The sequence below is a fragment of the Pseudomonas sp. NPDC012596 genome (genome assembly GCF_042902325.1).
Lineage (GTDB): Bacteria > Pseudomonadota > Gammaproteobacteria > Pseudomonadales > Pseudomonadaceae > Aquipseudomonas.
The window spans coordinates 158,366-174,399 of record NZ_JBIBEB010000011.1 but is presented as its reverse complement, the minus strand read 5'-3'; the positions used below and the strand labels follow the sequence as shown (position 1 = coordinate 174,399).

Here is a 16,034-nt window from a genome sequence, read left to right as displayed (position 1 = left end):
CCATGAGCACACCCGAGGTTTACCTGCAGCCGCACCAGGCGCGCAAACGCCCCAACACGCCGTTCGAAGACCTGCTCGGCGACTCGATCGAACGCGCCTACGGCAACGGCGTGAGCGAAATGGGCGAATTGCTCGCGCACCTCAACCTGGCCGGCCCGCCTTGCCCGCTGACCCGCGGTGAATGGACCGAAGACTCCTTCAAAACCCTGATGGCACGGCTGGGCGAATGACCCACCGGAGGTAGAACAAAATGAACATGCAGATTACCGTCGACCCTGTTGAACAGCACCTGGCCAACGGCCTGAAAGACCTCTGGTTCCCGGTTTTACCGTCGCAGCTGCTGGGCGAAAAACCCGTCTCGATTCGCCGCCTGGGCTGCAAGATCGCCCTTTGGCGCGACAACGACGGCAGCGTGCACGCCCTTGAGGACCACTGCCCGCACCGCGGTGCGCCACTGTCCCAGGGGCCGGTGCTGGGCGACCGCCTGCAGTGCCCGTACCACGGCGTCGAAGTACGCTGCGATGGCACCGTCACCAAGGTGCCGGGCAGCCCCGGCTGCAAGCTCGAAGGCAGCCGCCCGACGCGGATGTTCCATACCCGCGAGGCGGCGGGGGCGATCTTTTTGTTCAACGCCACCGACCCGCACCTGGCCACGCCGCCGGAGCTGGTGCTGCCCGAGCAGCTGACCTCGCCCGAGTGGAGCAGCTTCCTCTGCTACACCGAGTGGAAAGGCGACTACCGCTACGTGCTCGACAACGTCATGGACCCGATGCACGGCACCTACCTGCACAAGATGTCGCACTCCATGAGCGAAGGCGAAGCCACCGCCAAGTTCGTCACCCGTGATACCGACCAAGGCTTCTTCTTCGAGAAGGAAGGCCAGCGCGGGGTCAACTTCGACTGGACCGAGTTCCTCGACAACGGCTGCCACTGGCTGCGCCTGGAGATCCCCTACCCGAAGACCGGCGGCCCGGGCGGCAACTTCACCATCATCGGTAGCTACACACCGAGCAGCCGTGCCCTGTCGGCGGTGTTCCACTGGCGCGCACGGCCGCTGACCGGCTGGCAGCGCGACACCTGGCGCTTCCTCTACAAGAACCGCCTGGAGGCACGCCACTGGGCGGTACTGGAGCAGGACCGGGTGCTGCTGGAGTTCATGGAATTCGACGCCAACCAGCGCGAAAACCTTTACCAGCACGACCTGGGCGTGGTGCGCCTGCGCCGTTACCTGAAGGGCAAGGCCAAGGAACAGCTGGCCCTTATCGAAACCCAGCAACTGGCCTGAGCCTGAGGTGACCGATGTCCAACTCTTGCACCCTAAGCGCACTGGTGCACACCCTGCGCCATGAAGCCGAAGGCATCATCAGCGTCGAGCTGCGCCCGTGGGGCGATACCGTGTTCACGCCGTTCGAAGCCGGTTCGCACATCGACCTGCACCTGCCCAACGGCCTGGTACGCAGCTATTCGTTGCTGAACGCCCCGAGCGACCAGGGCCGTTATGTGGTCGGCATCCTGCGCGACCGCGCCAGCCGCGGCGGCTCGCGCTACGTTCACGAGCAACTGCGGGTGGGCACACAGTTGCAGATCTCCCAGCCACGCAACAACTTCGCCCTCGACACCCGCGCCAGCCACAGCGTGCTGGTGGCTGGCGGCATCGGCATCACGCCGATTTATTGCATGTTCCGCCAGCTGCTGGCGCTCGGGCGCTCGGCTGAACTCATCTACTGCGCCCGCTCGCGCGCCGAGGCGGCATTGGTTGACGAGATCAGTGGGCTGGGGGCGAAGGTGCTGTACCACTTCAACGACGAGAAAGGCGGCCTGCCGGACCTTGCCAGTTACCTGGCCGGGCGCCCTGGGGACACGCACTTCTACTGCTGCGGGCCGACGCCGATGCTCGATGCCTTCGAGCAGACCTGCGAACGGCTCGGGTACCCGCATGCGCATATCGAACGGTTCACCGCCGCCGAAGTGGCAGCCGCAGAGGACGCGCAGGACAGCTACAGCGTCGAGCTGAGCAAGTCGGGCAAGACGGTCAGCGTCGAGCCTGGGTTGAACCTGCTGGATGTGCTGCTCGAAGCTGGCTGCGATGTCGAATACAGCTGCCGCGAGGGGGTCTGTGGCTCGTGCGAAACCCGCGTGCTGGAGGGCGATGTGGACCACCGCGACGGGGTGCTGACCAAGGCAGAGCGGGCGGCGAATAAATCGATGATGGTGTGTGTTTCCGGGTGCAAGAGCCGGCGGTTGGTGCTGGATCTGTGATGGGCATGTCGATGTTTATCTGGCGCCCATGAGATCGAGCGCCGCCCGCGCGGCGCTCGATCTCCGCCTCACCCAACGACTCAAGCCGTACAAACAAATCCATAAAAAACCCGCAGTCCAGGGGGCGACGCTCCCCCTTTGCCTGCAGAAAACCTCCCAACCTTGCAGGGCACAACATGAACAGGTACCTGATCACCCTCGGTCTGCTGGTCACCGCATGCTCAAGCTTCGCCTCCGAACCCGGCCCCGCCGCCCCGGACCAGCCTCCCACCGCGCAAAAGCCCTTCCCGCACATCGCCTGGCGCAGCGACGACGGCCAGAGCAGCCTCGACATCGGCGGCGCCTTGCGCATCAACTACCGCGACGAACACTGGGACACCACCGAGAACAACGGCCGCTTCCTCTTCGACACCTTCCGCCTGGACGTGCAGGCCAGCCATCGCCAGCTGTTCAGCGATGTCGGTTACTGGTTCCAGGACGACGGCAAGCGCTCCATCGACCGCGGCTACATCGGCTACCGCTTCAGCCCGCAAGCCAATCTGCAACTGGGCGCACCGTTCAAACCGTTCGGCCTGGAGCCCTACCCGCAGTTCGGCTGGAGTTATCACATCCCGTTCTTCATGGGCTATGGCGTCAGCGCCGGCACCGGGTTGAAGTACAGCTACAAAGACGCTCAGTGGGACCTGCAACTGGGCTACTTCCCGCGCATGCTGCCGTCGAGCCTGCGCTATTCGCCGGAGGTCGGGCGGTATGCCGATCTTGACGACAACGCCGTGCCGTTCACCCAGTCGCGCCAGGACAACGAAAAGCGCAACCAGCTCAACGCCCGCGTCGCCCGTACATTCAATGGCGATGGCTGGAAGACCGAGCTGGGCGCTTCACTGGCCGCTGCCCAGCTGTACAACGCCACTACCCATGATGACGGCGACTACTGGGCGGGCGGCGTGCACGCGCTGTTCAACACCGGCCTTTGGACCGTGACCGGCCAGGCAATCCGCTATGAATACGACCCGAAAAACCCGGCGGGCGTCAGCGACGACGCGGTGCTGATGGGCGGCAACGGCCTGACCCCGGCCTACCTGATCGCCGCCAAAGCGACCATCGCCGCAGTCAACGTTGGCTACGACGTATTCACCCCGAAGCTTGGGCAGCTTAAGAAGATCAAGCTCTATACCGACTACAGCCGCATGATGAAAGATGAGCACGGCTGGGACGATTCGCAGATGTTCACCGTCGGCGCGCAGTTTCTGGCCATGCCAATCATGGCCTGGGTCGACCTGACCTGGGCGCGCAATGCCAACCCATTTGGTGGGGCAGAAAATGGTACGGGGTGGACCAGCACCGGTTCGGTGGGCAGTAACGACTGGTATTACCGGACCAATATCAACATCGGCTATTACTTCTGAAATTATGATTCTGTCTATCCCGGCCTCATCGCCGGCAAGCCGACTCCCACAGATACATCACCATTCTCGAGAACTGTGCACTACCTGTGGGAGCCGGCTCGCCGGCGAAGAGGCCGGTACAGACAACACAACCAAACCGCATTACGATAGGCAGCCCTCCCGACGCGTAACGCCCCATGCCCCCCGAGCAAACCCCAGCCTACAAGATCGTGCTCTGGCGCCTGGAGCAGGATGCCCAAGGCTACCCTCCCGCGTCGGTCGAAGGCCTCTGGGCAAAGCCCACCGCAGCTGGCTACCAAGTCGAAAGCATCCCCTTCTATGCCTACGGCATCGCACCGGGCGATAGCATCAGCATCCGTGAAGACGGCGAGCAATGCTGGTTCGAAACCCTGCAGCAAAGCGGTGGCGCTTCGGTGTTTCGTGTTCTTGTGAAAGCCGCAGGCGATCTGGAACAGGTGCGCGCTGCGCTCGAAGATTTCGGCTGCCCCAGCGAAGTCGAAAAAGCCGTCAGGATGCTGGCCGTCGAAGTCCCGCCTGCACGTACACTCGACACCCTGCTCTACTACCTGCTGACCCAGCGCGAAGCCGGCACCCTGGACTTCGAGGAAGGCGTACTGCGCCACGCCGTCCCCGAAGAATTCCGCTAACGCCCTACGCTTCGGCCAACCGCGCCGCCGGCTTGCGGAACACGAACAGCAAACCCACCACGATGAGCCCCATGCCCAGCAGGCTGAGCGGTGCCAGGCGGTTGCCGAAAATCAAGAAATCCATCACCGCAGTAACCGCGGGCACCAGGTAGAACAAGCTGGTGACATTGACCAGGTTGCCCTTGGCGATCAGCCGGTACAGCAGCAAGGTCGCCAGCAGCGAAACCACCAACCCCATCCACAGCAGCGCACCGATGAAACTGCTGGCCCACTCAACGTGCAGCGGCTGCAACGGCGCGAACACCGCACACATGGCAAACCCCGCCAGGTATTGCAGCGGCAGGGTGCCCATGGGGTTGTCGGTGATGCGCTTCTGCAGGATCGAGCCGAAGGTCATGCTGGCCAGCGCCAGCAAGGCAAACAGCATCCCGGCCAGCGACACGCCGCCGAGGTTGATGCCCTGATAGACCACCATCACCAGCCCGCCAAGCCCAAGGCCCAGGCCAAACAGCCGGCTCCACGAGCGCTGGCGCTCCATCAGCACGACGGTGAGAATCGGTTGCACACCCATTACCGTGGCCATCACCCCAGGGGTGACATGAGTATTGAGCGCCAGCAGGTAGAAGATCTGGTAGGCACCAAGCAGCACGCAGCCGGTGCCCAGGGCCCGCAACATCGCCGCCCCGGTACGCGGCCAGCGCAGGCCCAGCAACGGGCCGATCAACAACAACCCGGCCAGGGCCAGCGCCGAGCGCAACAGCAGGAAGGCGAACGGGCTGGCATGGGCCAGGCCGAGTTTGGAAACGATGGCGCCACTGCTCCACAGCAGGACGAACAGGCTGGTAGTGGCCGCAGAGGCCACGCTAGCTTTGGAAAAGACAGACATGGTTGCACCTGTATTCGGGCAAAGAAGCCGAACGGTGGGCGTGAACTTCAGCAGGGGAAGTAGCCGACCGTGTTCAGTAGGTTGCGCGTGTAAAGGGATGCGGCCAGAAGCCGATCAGCCCAGCACGACCACGCAAGGAGGCGGAGCTACGCCGCCTACGACGCCACTGACAGGTGGTGGGTAATGACTGATCATGGCCGGCTGCTGGCTGCCACGCACGACCGTGCCCGCGACTGGCGCGATAGCAAAGCTTGTGGTGGAAGGGGTGGCTGGCATGAACAGGGTCTTCGGGGAAATGAATGCACTGGACTATAGCGGGGGATTCTTCGCGGGACAAGCCCGCTCTCACAGGGCATGTGGTAGGCCTGTGGGAGCGGGCTTGCCCCGCGAAGAGGCCCTGTCGGGCAAAGATCAGAACAACCAGTGATACAGCAGGTAGGCAACCACCACCGCCAGCACCGGCCGCAGGATGCGGTAGGCCTTGGGGTTGGCGCGTTTGAACTGCTTCACGCGGGTGCTGATCTTGTTGCTGAAGCGCTTGCTCCAGGCATACGCCTGGTTGATCCCGCCCACGCGCTCGTCGTCGGTGTTCTGCGGCGCGGTGGCGCGGCCGAGGAAGGCACTGACCTTGCGGTTGATGCGGGTCATCAGCGGGCTGCTCAGCGGGCGTTCGATGTCGCAGAACAGGATCACCCGGGTGACGTCGGTTTCGTTCTTCACCCAGTGCACATAGGTTTCGTCGAACATCACGTCTTCGCCATCACGCCAGGCGTAGACCTGGCCGTCGACGTAGATGCGGCAGTCGTCGGAGTTCGGCGTCGACAGGCCCAGGTGGTAACGCAAGGACCCGGCAAACGGGTCGCGGTGTGGGTTGAGGTGGCTGCCACCGGGCAGCAGGGCGAACATCGCGCCTTTGACGTTGGGGATACTGCTGACCAGCTCGACGGTCTTCGGGCACAGCGTTTCGGCAGACGGCAGCGGTTTGTCGTACCACTTCAGGTAAAAACGCTTCCAGCCCTTCTTGAAGAACGAACCAAAACCTGCGTCGTTGTCTTTCTCCGCGGCGCGGATGTAACCCTCGTCGAACAGGCGCATGGCCTCTTCGCGGATCACCTGCCAGTTGTCCTTGAGCACGTCCAGCTCGGGGAAGCGCTGGCGGTCCAGGTAGGGCTTTGACGGCACACCGGAGAACAGGTACATCAGGCTGTTATAGGGGGCGAACAGCGCCGAATGGTTGACGAACTGGCGCAGTACCGGCAGGCGCGCCTTGCCGCGCAGGTGCACGTAGAGCACGCTGCCGAAAAACACCAGCAGGACACCGGCCTTGGCGACAAAGGAAAAGGTCATGCAACACTCCTTGGAATGGAAGTAGGCCAGCGCTGCCTGCCTCCAGAAAAATCATCCGGCCATCATAAACCCTTCCCGCCCGGGTAAAAACAACCCGGGCGGGATCTCACTCATGAAGATTTTGCAATAAACCACGCCGCCGAACGTTGCCCCGGGTCAGCGGCAGGGCTGATTACTGCTGGTTTTCCTGCTCGCTGAACAGGTCGCTGAACAGCATGCTCGACAGGTAGCGCTCGCCAGAGTCGGGCAGGATTACGACGATGGTCTTCCCCTGCATTTCCGGTTTTTCCGCCAGGCGCACGGCTGCCGCCATGGCCGCGCCACAGGAAATACCGCAAAGAATGCCCTCCTCCTGCATCAGGCGGATGGCCATGGCCTTGGATTCTTCGTCAGTCACGGTCTCGACCTGGTCGACAATCGACAGGTCGAGGTTTTTCGGCACGAAACCGGCGCCGATGCCCTGAATCTTGTGCGGGCTGGGCTTGAGCTCTTCGCCGGCCAGGGTCTGGCTGATCAGCGGCGAGGCCACCGGCTCCACCGCCACTGACAGGATCGACTTGCCCTGGGTGTGCTTGATATAGCGCGACACACCGGTAATGGTGCCGCCAGTACCGACGCCGGCCACCAGCACGTCGACAGCGCCGTCGGTGTCGTTCCAGATTTCCGGGCCTGTGGTCTTTTCATGGATGGCCGGGTTGGCCGGGTTGTCGAACTGGCCAGGCAAAAAGTACTGCGCCGGGTCCGAGGCAACGATCTCGTTGGCCTTTTCGATCGCGCCTTTCATGCCTTTGGCAGGCTCGGTGAGCACCAGTTCGGCACCCAGGGCCTTGAGCACCTTGCGCCGCTCCAGGCTCATCGACGCCGGCATGGTCAGCACCAGCTTGTAGCCACGTGCGGCGGCAACGAATGCCAGGCCGATACCGGTGTTGCCCGAAGTCGGCTCGACGATGGTCATGCCGGGTTTGAGCTTGCCGCTGCTTTCGGCGTCCCAGACCATGTTCGCACCGATACGGCACTTGACCGAGTAGCCCGGGTTGCGCCCTTCGATCTTGGCCAGGATGGTCACACCGCGCGGGGCGATACGGTTGATCTGCACCAGCGGCGTGTTGCCGATGGAATGGGCGTTGTCTGCGTAGATACGGCTCATGGCAGGGTCCTTGGCATGAAATAGCAGGGAAAGACTTAAAGGGTAAGCCCGCCCCGGTGGCCCGTAAAGCCCGTTCGAACTCGCCCGGCAGCGCTGCGGTCAACCGCACAACCCACCCTGGAGAACGCCGCGATGAAAGCCCGTTATCGCTGGCCGCTGATCGGCCTGGCCAGCCTGGTCGTGCTGCTGGTGGCCCTGCACCTGGCGCTGCCCTACCTGGTGCGCAATTACCTCAACGACAAGCTGGCGGACATGGGCGAGTACCGTGGCCAGGTCGTCGATGTGGACCTCGCCTGGTGGCGCGGCGCTTACCAGATCAATGGCCTGAAAATCGTCAAGACTAGCGGCAAGGTGCCTGTACCCCTGCTAGACGCGCCGCTGATCGACCTGTCGGTGAGCTGGCATTCGCTGTGGTACGACCAGGCCGTCGTGGCCGAAGTCACTTTCTTGCGCCCGGTGCTGAACTTCGTCGACGGTGGCAGCAAACAGGCCTCGCAGACCGGCCGCGGTACCGACTGGCGCCAGCAGCTGGAAAAACTGTTGCCGATCACCCTCAACGATGTGCGCATCGATGACGGCACGCTGACCTTTCACAACTTCAATTCCAAACCGCCGGTTGACCTCAAGGCTACCCAGCTCGACGCCAATATCCGCAACCTGACCAACGTGCGCGATGAAAAAGGCCGGCGCGACGCCAGCTTCGACGCCAAGGCACTGCTGCTGGGCGATGCCAAGGTCGAAAGCCGCGCCACGTTCGACCCATTCAGCGATTTCGACGACTTCGAGTTCCGCCTGCGGGCCACCGGCATCGAACTGCGCCGGCTCAACGACTTCGCCAGTGCCTACGGCAAGTTCGACTTCAACGCCGGCCACGGCGATGTGGTGATCGAGGCGCAAGCGGAAAAAGGCCGGCTCAATGGCTACATCAAGCCGTTGCTGCGCGACGTCGACGTGTTCAATTGGCAGCAGGACGTCGAGAACAAGAACAAGGGCTTCTTCCGCTCGGTGTGGGAGGCCTTGGTCGGGGCCAGCGAGACGGTGCTGAAGAACCAGCCGAAAAACCAGTTCGCGACCCGCGTGGAGCTGAGCGGCAGCGTGCATCAGCAGGACATCAGCGCCATCGAGGCGTTTTTGCAGATTTTGCGCAACGGGTTTATCCAGGCATTCAATGCACGGTATGAGCAGCCCAAGCCTGATTCCGACTGAGCGTGCGTGACGGGCCATTCAGGGACTGAATACCCGGTCTGCGTTTGCACGCGTTCGAGGCCGGGGTATAGTCGCTGACAAACGATAAACATGTGTTGCCTGTACTGGCCCTATCGCCGGCAAGCCGGCTCCCACAGATGCCTCACTGAGCTCAAGGGCGATGGGGTACCTGTGGGGCCGGCTTGCCGGCGATAGGGCCGCAACAGGCACCCCGCAGAGGACATTCCCGATGAAGTTCGAAGGCACCCGCGACTACGTCGCCACAGACGACCTGAAACTGGCGGTCAACGCGGCCATCACCCTCGAACGCCCGCTGCTGGTCAAGGGCGAGCCTGGCACCGGCAAGACCATGCTGGCCGAGCAGCTCGCCGCCTCCTTCGGCGCGCGGCTGATCACCTGGCACATCAAGTCCACCACCAAGGCCCACCAAGGGCTGTACGAGTACGACGCGGTCAGCCGCCTGCGCGATTCGCAGTTGGGTACCGAAAAAGTCCACGACGTGCGCAACTACCTGAAGAAGGGCAAGCTCTGGGAAGCCTTCGAGGCCGAAGAGCGGGTCATCCTGCTGATCGACGAGATCGACAAGGCCGACATCGAGTTCCCCAACGACCTGTTGCAGGAACTCGACAAGATGGAGTTCTACGTCTACGAAATCGACGAGACCATCAAGGCCAAGCAACGCCCGATCATCATCATCACCTCGAACAACGAAAAGGAGCTGCCCGACGCCTTCCTGCGCCGCTGCTTCTTCCATTACATCGCCTTCCCCGACCGCGACACCCTGCAGCAGATCGTCGATGTGCACTACCCGAACATCAAGCAGTCGCTGGTCAGCGAGGCGCTGGACGTGTTCTTCGACGTGCGCAAGGTGCCGGGCCTGAAGAAAAAGCCTTCCACCTCCGAGCTGGTCGACTGGCTCAAGCTGCTGATGGCCGACAACATCGGCGAAGCGGTGCTGCGCGAGCGCGACCCGACCAAGGCCATCCCGCCACTGGCCGGCGCCCTGGTGAAGAACGAACAGGACGTTCAGCTGCTCGAACGCCTGGCCTTCATGAGCCGGCGCGGCAACCGCTGACAGGAGCCGGCCATGCTGCTCAACCTGTTCAACGAAATGCGCGCGGCCAAGGTGCCGGTGTCGGTTCGCGAACTGCTCGACCTGCTCAATGCCCTGCAACAGCGGGTGGTGTTCGCCGACATGGACGAGTTCTACTACCTGGCCCGCGCCATCCTGGTGAAGGACGAGCGCCATTTCGACAAGTTCGACCGGGCATTTTCGGCTTACTTCAAGGGCCTGGAGAACCTCGACCGGCACCTGGAAGCACTGATCCCCGAAGACTGGCTGCGCAAGGAATTCGAGCGCTCGCTCACCGATGAAGAGCGGGCGCAGATCCAGTCGCTGGGCGGCCTGGACAAACTCATCGAGGAATTCAAGAAACGCCTCGAAGAGCAGAAGGAGCGCCACGCCGGCGGCAACAAGTGGATCGGCACCGGTGGCACCAGCCCGTTCGGCTCGGGCGGCTTCAACCCTGAAGGCATTCGCGTCGGCGAGGCCGGCAAGCGCCAGGGCAAGGCGGTAAAAGTCTGGGACCAGCGCGAGTACAAGAACCTCGACGACCAGGTCGAACTGGGCACCCGCAACATCAAACTGGCCCTGCGCCGGCTGCGCAAGTTCGCCCGTGAAGGCGCCGCGGAAGAGCTGGACATCGACGGCACCATCGACCACACCGCACGCGATGCCGGGTTGCTCAACATCCAGATGCGCCCGGAACGGCGCAACACCGTGAAGCTGCTGTTGCTGTTCGACATCGGCGGCTCGATGGATGCCCACGTCAAAGTCTGCGAAGAGCTGTTCTCGGCCTGCAAGACCGAGTTCAAGCACCTGGAGTACTACTACTTCCACAACTGCGTGTATGAGTCGGTGTGGAAAAACAACCTGCGGCGTACCTCGGAGCGGTTCTCCACCTTCGACCTGCTGCACAAGTATGGCGATGACTACAAGGTGGTGTTCGTCGGTGACGCGGCCATGGCGCCCTACGAGATCACCCAGCCGGGTGGCAGCGTGGAGCACTGGAACGAAGAAGCGGGTTACGTGTGGATTCAGCGCTTCATGGAAAAATTCAAGAAGGTCATCTGGATCAACCCGTATCCGAAGCAGGCCTGGGATTACACGGCGTCGACCCATCTAGTCCGGGACTTGATCGAGGACAAGATGTACCCGCTGACCTTGCAGGGGTTGGAGGATGGGATGCGTTACCTGTCCAAGTGATATCGCTTGCACCGGCCTCTTCGCGGGGCAAGCCCGCTCCCACAGGTTCAATTGCAGTAAAAACCTGTGGAAGCGGGCTTTCCCCCCGAAGAGGCCGGCAGTTTCAACGCCAACGGTTCAGATAAGCCTGCTGCTGCCGCCAAGCCTCTTCCTGCACCACCGCCCTGAACCGGACCGCCTCTCCCGGCATGCACTGCGCCAGCTGCGCCAACGCCAACGGCGTCAACGCCCCCAGCCGCGGGTACCCACCAATGGTCTGGCGGTCATTGAGCAATACGATCGGCTGCCCGTCCGGCGGCACCTGCACCGCCCCCAGCGCAATCCCTTCGGAGATCATCGGCGCGCCCTGATAGACCAACTGTGGCCCGAGCAAACGGATGCCCATGCGGTCGGCACGGCTGTCCAGCGTCCAGTCGCTGTTGAAGGCCTCGAACAGGCTCATGCCACTGAAATCACCGATCTGCGCGCCCATCACCAAGTCGAGCACAGGCTTGTGCGGATAACTGGGTCGCAGAGCCTCCGGCACCTCACGCAGGGCCGGTAACGTGGCGGCAAACGCCAACGGCTGCCCTTTGCCAAGGGCCACGCCATGGCCATCAAGGCCACCCAGCCCTTCACGCGTCACGGTAGCGCAGCTGCCGAGCACAGCCCCGCCCTGGAAGCCGCCCGGCGCTGCAATGTAAGCGCGCACGCCGTGCTTGGGCTGTTTCAAGGAAAGCCGCTGGCCCTTGGCCAAGGTAAAACTGCGCCACGCAAGCTGCGGCTGGTCATCCACCCGCGCATCCAGGTCGGCGCCGGCCAGGGCCAGCACGCAGTCCTGCTCGGCCACTACCGTAAAGCCGCCCAGCGCCACTTCCACCACCGGCGCACCCAGCGGGTTGCCCAGTAGCCAGTTGGCCCAGTTCATTGCCACCCAATCCAGCGCCCCACCCTGGGTCACGCCCAAGTGGCGCACGCCAAAGCGGCCAGCGTCCTGCAGCTGGCACAAGGCGGTGCTGGCTTCGATCCTCAACTGCGTCATGCCAGTGCCTCCAGCGGGCTGTCATCCCCTCCCAGCGCCCTGAACTCGGCGTGGGACACCGCCACGAAGCGCACCCGGTCGCCCGGTTGCAGCAGGCTGTAACCTTCACGTTCGCGGTCGAACAGGCGCACCGGTGTACGCCCGATCAAATTCCAGCCGCCCGGCGATACTGCGGGATAGGCCGCTGTCTGGCGTTCGGCAATACCCACGCTGCCGGCCGCCACGCGCTTGCGTGGAGTGCTCAGGCGCGGCGCTGCCAAGCGCTCGTCCACCAGCCCCATGAAGCCGAAGCCTGGGGCAAAACCGAGGGCGAACACCGGGTATTCGCGCCCGCTGTGCAGGCGGACCACTTCCTGCTCGCCCAGGCCGCTGCGGGCAGCCAGCACTGGCAGTTCGGGGCCGACGCTGGCGTCGTACCAAACCGGGATCTCATGTAAACGGCCACCGCTGCCGGTGTCGGGCTGCAACCCTTCCAGCGCCTGGCTGATCAGCGCCCTCGCCTGCCCTGGCGGCATTGCGAACTGCACCATCAGCGTGGTGTAGGACGGCACCAGGTCCACCAGTTGCTTGCCGAACGCAGCGCTCAACCGCTGGCTGGCCGCGAGCATCCACGGCATGTTGGCCTCGTCGATGGCGTCGAACAGGCGCACCATCAGGCTGTCGATGGCGACCACTTCAATACGCAATTTCATGCGTGCTCCAGCGCATCGAGTGCCTGGCGAATCTGCCGTACCGCTGCCACCGAACTGTCGTTGTCACCGTGCACGCACAGGGTACTGGCGTGCAGGCGCAGCGCGCTGCCATCGTTTGCAACCAGGGCTTCACCCCGGGCCAGGCGCAGGGCCTGCTCAACCACCAGTGCCGGGTCGTGGTGCACCGCGCCGGGCAGGCGCCGCGACAGCAGGTGGCCGCTGGCGGTGTACGCGCGGTCGGCGAAGGCCTCGAACCACAGCGGCACGCCGATCTCATCGCCCAGGGCCTGGGCTGCGCTGTCGTCGGCGGTGGCCATGAGCATCAGCGGCAGGTTGCTGCCGTACGCGGCCACGGCTTCGAGCACGGCGCGCAGCTTGAGCGGGTCGGCCATCATGTCGTTGTACAGCGCGCCATGGGGTTTGACGTATGCCACGCGGCCGCCAAGCACCTTGCAGATGCCGTCCAGGGCGCCGATCTGGTAATGCAGCAGGTCGCGGATTTCATCGCTGCTGCAGGCCATGGAACGGCGGCCGAAACCGACCAGGTCCGGGTACGCCGGGTGGGCGCCGATGGTCACCCCATGCTGCAGCGCCAGGGCCACCGTGCGGCGCATGGTGGAAGGGTCGCCGGCATGGTAGCCGCAGGCGATGTTGGCGCAGTCGATGTACGGCATCACCTCGGCATCCAGGCCCATGCGCCAGCTGCCGAAACTTTCGCCCATGTCGCAATTGAGTAGCAGGCGTTTCACCTGGCGTGCTCCCGTGTCGATGTTCATTTGCCTACCTTAGCGCGCCTGCAGGTGTTTGCCGCGAGTTTCCGGCAGGCTCAGCGCTGCCACGATTACCACGCCATAGGACACGGCGGCAAAGCCACCGATGCTCAGGCCCAGCGGTATGGTCTGACCGAGCAGGCCGATCAGCAACGGGAACATCGCCGCGAAGACCTTGCCGATGTTGTAGCAGAAGCCCTGCCCCGACCCACGGATACGGGTAGGGAACAGTTCGGTGAGAAACGCCCCCATGCCGCTGAAGATGCCCGAGGCGAAGAAGCCCAGCGGGAAGCCCAACCACAGCATCACGCCATCGCTGACCGGCAGCTGCGTGTACAGCAGCACGATGATGAAAGAGCCCACGGCGAACAGGATAAAGTTCTTCTTGCGCCCCAGAATGTCGGACAAGTACGCGCTGACCACATAGCCCACGTAAGAGCCGACGATGACCATCGCCAGGTAGCCGCCGGTGCCCAGCACGCTCAGGCCGCGCTCGGTCTTGAGGAAGGTCGGCAGCCACGAGGTGATGGCGTAGTAGCCGCCCAGCGCGCCGGTGGTCAGCAGGGACGCCCGCACGGTGGTCCAGAGCATGCCGGGGGCGAAGATTTCATAGAACTGCGCCGGTGCCTCGGCCTTTTCCACGGCCTTGGCCTGACGATACACCTCCGGGTCCTTGACCAGGCGGCGGACGAAGATCACGAAAATCGCCGGCACCAGCCCCAGCAGGAACAGCGCGCGCCAGGCCTGCTCCGCCGGTAGCCAGGAGAACAGCAGCGCATACAGGATCGCCGTCAGGCCCCAGCCAAGGGCCCAGCCCGATTGCACCATGCCCACCGCCTTGCCACGGTCCTGGGCGCGAATCACTTCGCCGATCAGCACCGCGCCAGCGGTCCATTCGCCGCCAAAGCCGAAGCCCATCAAGGTGCGGGCGATAAGTAGCTGTTCGTAGTTCTGCGCAAAGCCGCAAAGGAAGGTGAAAAAGGCGAACCACAGCACCGTCAGCTGCAGGGTGCGGACCCGACCGATGCGGTCGGAGAGGATGCCGGCGACCCAGCCGCCGACCGCCGAGGCGATCAGGGTGCTGGTGTGGATCAGCCCGGCCTCGGTGGTGCTGATCCCCCAGAGCATGATCAGCGTAGGGATGACGAAGCTGAGCATCTGGGTGTCCATGCCGTCCAGGCCATAGCCAATCTTGCAGCTCCAGAAGGTGCGCCGTTGCTGGGCGTCGATGTCGCGGTACCAGGCGAATGGCCCGGTCGAAGGTGGGGATTGCACCTGTTGCTGTACGCCGCTTGGGTTCATGCTTGCCTCGGCTTGTTGGTATTGTTTTATGGGCGACGTCTGGCGTCGCGGCCTGTGCGCCATGTTCAGAGCCCACGCCCTCTGCGTCCAACGAGAAAAACCGCCGGTCTGGAACAAGAAAAACTGATCATGAACCTTCGTTTCCTCGAAACCTTCGTCTGGGTGGCCCGGCTCAAGAGCTTTCGCCTCACCGCCGAAAAACTGTTCACCACCCAGGCCTCGGTTTCCAGCCGCATCGCCGCGCTGGAGGCCGACCTTGGGGTCAAGCTGCTGTTGCGCGACTCGCGCGGTGTTAGCCTGACGCCGCAGGGCAGCAAGGTACTGGAATATGCCGAGCGCATGCTGGATACCGCCAAGGCCATGAAGCAGTCGCTGGACAGCGACCGCGCCAAGGTCGGGCGTATTCGCCTGGGCGTGATGGACACGGTGATCCATACCTGGATGAGCGCCTTGGTGGCCGAGCTGAGCGAGCGCTACCCGCAGGTGGAAATCGAACTGGTCGCCGATACCGCACTGAACCTGCGCGAACAGCTGCAAAAAGGCTTTCTCGACGTGATCCTGCAGACCGACTTGCTGCGCGAGCAATCAATCCGCAGCCAGGACCTGGCGCGCTACCCGATGGGCTGGGTGGCGGCGGCCGGTTCCGCCCAGCACCGCGATTACCATTCGCTGGCCGAACTTGCCCGGGAGCGTATCGTCACGTTCTCGAAGAACTCGCGGCCGCACCAGGAAGTGCTCAGCCTGCTACAGGGCGCGGGCGTCGAAGCACCGCGGCTGAACTGTGTGAACTCGGTGGCGGCGATCACCCGCCTGCTGCGCGATGGCTTCGGCATCGGCGCCCTGCCACCGGCGCTGGTGGATGCCGAATTGAGCCGGGGGGAGTTGGTGCTGCTGACGGGCCTGCAGCCACCGCCGAGCCTGGAGCTGGTGGTGGCCTGGCAGACCGGGGTGGCGCTGGTGGATGAGGTGGTCGGGGTATGTCGGCAGGTGCTGGAGCGGTATGCGCGGGATGTCGGCGGGCAGCGGATTGTGTTGGTCTGAGTGGGTATCAGCACCGGCCTCTTCGCGGGCCAAGCCCGCTCCCA

General features: G+C 63.6%; 16 protein-coding genes. 9 read left to right on the top strand and 7 right to left on the bottom strand.

The window, feature by feature from the left end; genetic code table 11:
- Positions 1-2: 2 nt before the first annotated feature.
- The 5 genes from ACFY68_RS15470 (at position 3) to ACFY68_RS15450 (ending at position 4,312) form a co-directional block, all read left to right on the top strand.
- Positions 3-230: a recombinase-like helix-turn-helix domain-containing protein gene (locus ACFY68_RS15470; protein ID WP_387528784.1), complete on the top strand. Its 228-nt coding sequence runs from the start codon at positions 3-5 to the stop codon at positions 228-230.
- A 20-nt stretch (positions 231-250) separates the two neighbouring features.
- The gene (locus tag ACFY68_RS15465) at positions 251-1,285 is read left to right on the top strand and encodes a Rieske 2Fe-2S domain-containing protein (RefSeq protein ID WP_387528781.1); all 1,035 of its coding nucleotides are present in this window, start codon (positions 251-253) and stop codon (positions 1,283-1,285) included.
- Between the two features lie 14 nt (positions 1,286-1,299).
- On the top strand, positions 1,300-2,259 hold the full coding sequence (locus tag ACFY68_RS15460; protein ID WP_387528778.1) for a PDR/VanB family oxidoreductase: 960 nt from the start codon (positions 1,300-1,302) through the stop codon (positions 2,257-2,259).
- A 176-nt stretch (positions 2,260-2,435) separates the two neighbouring features.
- A complete protein-coding gene (locus ACFY68_RS15455; protein WP_387528775.1) occupies positions 2,436-3,665 on the top strand; it encodes a hypothetical protein in 1,230 nt (409 codons plus the stop codon).
- Between the two features lie 176 nt (positions 3,666-3,841).
- Positions 3,842-4,312, top strand: a complete 471-nt coding sequence (locus tag ACFY68_RS15450) for a DUF4265 domain-containing protein (RefSeq protein WP_387528772.1) — start codon at positions 3,842-3,844, stop codon at positions 4,310-4,312.
- Between the two features lie 4 nt (positions 4,313-4,316).
- Here the strand turns inward: ACFY68_RS15450 and ACFY68_RS15445 are convergent, their stop codons facing one another.
- From ACFY68_RS15445 to cysK, 3 genes are all read right to left on the bottom strand, one after another.
- Positions 4,317-5,198, bottom strand: a complete 882-nt coding sequence (locus ACFY68_RS15445) for a DMT family transporter (protein ID WP_387528769.1) — start codon at positions 5,196-5,198, stop codon at positions 4,317-4,319.
- Between the two features lie 411 nt (positions 5,199-5,609).
- Positions 5,610-6,545 carry an aspartyl/asparaginyl beta-hydroxylase domain-containing protein gene (locus ACFY68_RS15440; protein WP_387528766.1) on the bottom strand — a complete coding sequence of 312 codons (936 nt, stop codon included), beginning with the start codon at positions 6,543-6,545 and terminating at the stop codon, positions 5,610-5,612.
- 172 nt (positions 6,546-6,717) lie between these two features.
- On the bottom strand, positions 6,718-7,692 hold the full coding sequence (gene cysK / locus ACFY68_RS15435; RefSeq protein WP_387528764.1) for a cysteine synthase A: 975 nt from the start codon (positions 7,690-7,692) through the stop codon (positions 6,718-6,720).
- 132 nt (positions 7,693-7,824) lie between these two features.
- On the opposite strand from cysK, the gene ACFY68_RS15430 reads away from it, so the two are divergent.
- The 3 genes from ACFY68_RS15430 to ACFY68_RS15420 all read left to right on the top strand — a co-directional run bounded on the left by ACFY68_RS15430 (position 7,825) and on the right by ACFY68_RS15420 (position 11,164).
- A complete protein-coding gene (locus ACFY68_RS15430; protein ID WP_346611651.1) occupies positions 7,825-8,898 on the top strand; it encodes a DUF748 domain-containing protein in 1,074 nt (357 codons plus the stop codon).
- Between the two features lie 229 nt (positions 8,899-9,127).
- Positions 9,128-9,973, top strand: coding sequence for a MoxR family ATPase (locus ACFY68_RS15425; RefSeq protein ID WP_012315697.1), 846 nt, complete (start codon positions 9,128-9,130; stop codon positions 9,971-9,973).
- A gap of 12 nt (positions 9,974-9,985) precedes the next feature.
- Complete coding sequence (locus ACFY68_RS15420; protein ID WP_346611652.1) at positions 9,986-11,164, top strand: VWA domain-containing protein; 1,179 nt, start codon at positions 9,986-9,988, stop codon at positions 11,162-11,164.
- A 103-nt stretch (positions 11,165-11,267) separates the two neighbouring features.
- Here ACFY68_RS15420 and ACFY68_RS15415 read toward each other — a convergent pair whose 3' ends face one another.
- Genes ACFY68_RS15415 through ACFY68_RS15400 form a run of 4 tightly spaced genes read right to left on the bottom strand, consistent with a single transcriptional unit; the run spans position 11,268 to position 14,949 of the window.
- The gene (locus tag ACFY68_RS15415; RefSeq protein ID WP_387528759.1) at positions 11,268-12,185 is read right to left on the bottom strand and encodes a biotin-dependent carboxyltransferase family protein; all 918 of its coding nucleotides are present in this window, start codon (positions 12,183-12,185) and stop codon (positions 11,268-11,270) included.
- Positions 12,182-12,877, bottom strand: a complete 696-nt coding sequence (gene pxpB / locus ACFY68_RS15410) for a 5-oxoprolinase subunit PxpB (RefSeq protein WP_387528757.1) — start codon at positions 12,875-12,877, stop codon at positions 12,182-12,184. Before pxpB ends, ACFY68_RS15415 begins: the two co-directional genes overlap by 4 nt.
- Entirely contained in the window at positions 12,874-13,653 is a 780-nt protein-coding gene (locus ACFY68_RS15405) for a 5-oxoprolinase subunit PxpA (protein ID WP_387528754.1), read from the bottom strand. Before ACFY68_RS15405 ends, pxpB begins: the two co-directional genes overlap by 4 nt.
- A 9-nt stretch (positions 13,654-13,662) precedes the next feature.
- Positions 13,663-14,949 carry an MFS transporter gene (locus tag ACFY68_RS15400; RefSeq protein WP_387528751.1) on the bottom strand — a complete coding sequence of 429 codons (1,287 nt, stop codon included), beginning with the start codon at positions 14,947-14,949 and terminating at the stop codon, positions 13,663-13,665.
- A 129-nt stretch (positions 14,950-15,078) separates the two neighbouring features.
- Here ACFY68_RS15400 and ACFY68_RS15395 point away from each other — a divergent pair, with 129 nt between their 5' ends.
- Positions 15,079-15,990 carry a LysR family transcriptional regulator gene (locus ACFY68_RS15395; RefSeq protein ID WP_387528748.1) on the top strand — a complete coding sequence of 304 codons (912 nt, stop codon included), beginning with the start codon at positions 15,079-15,081 and terminating at the stop codon, positions 15,988-15,990.
- The last annotated feature ends 44 nt before the right edge of the window (positions 15,991-16,034 follow it).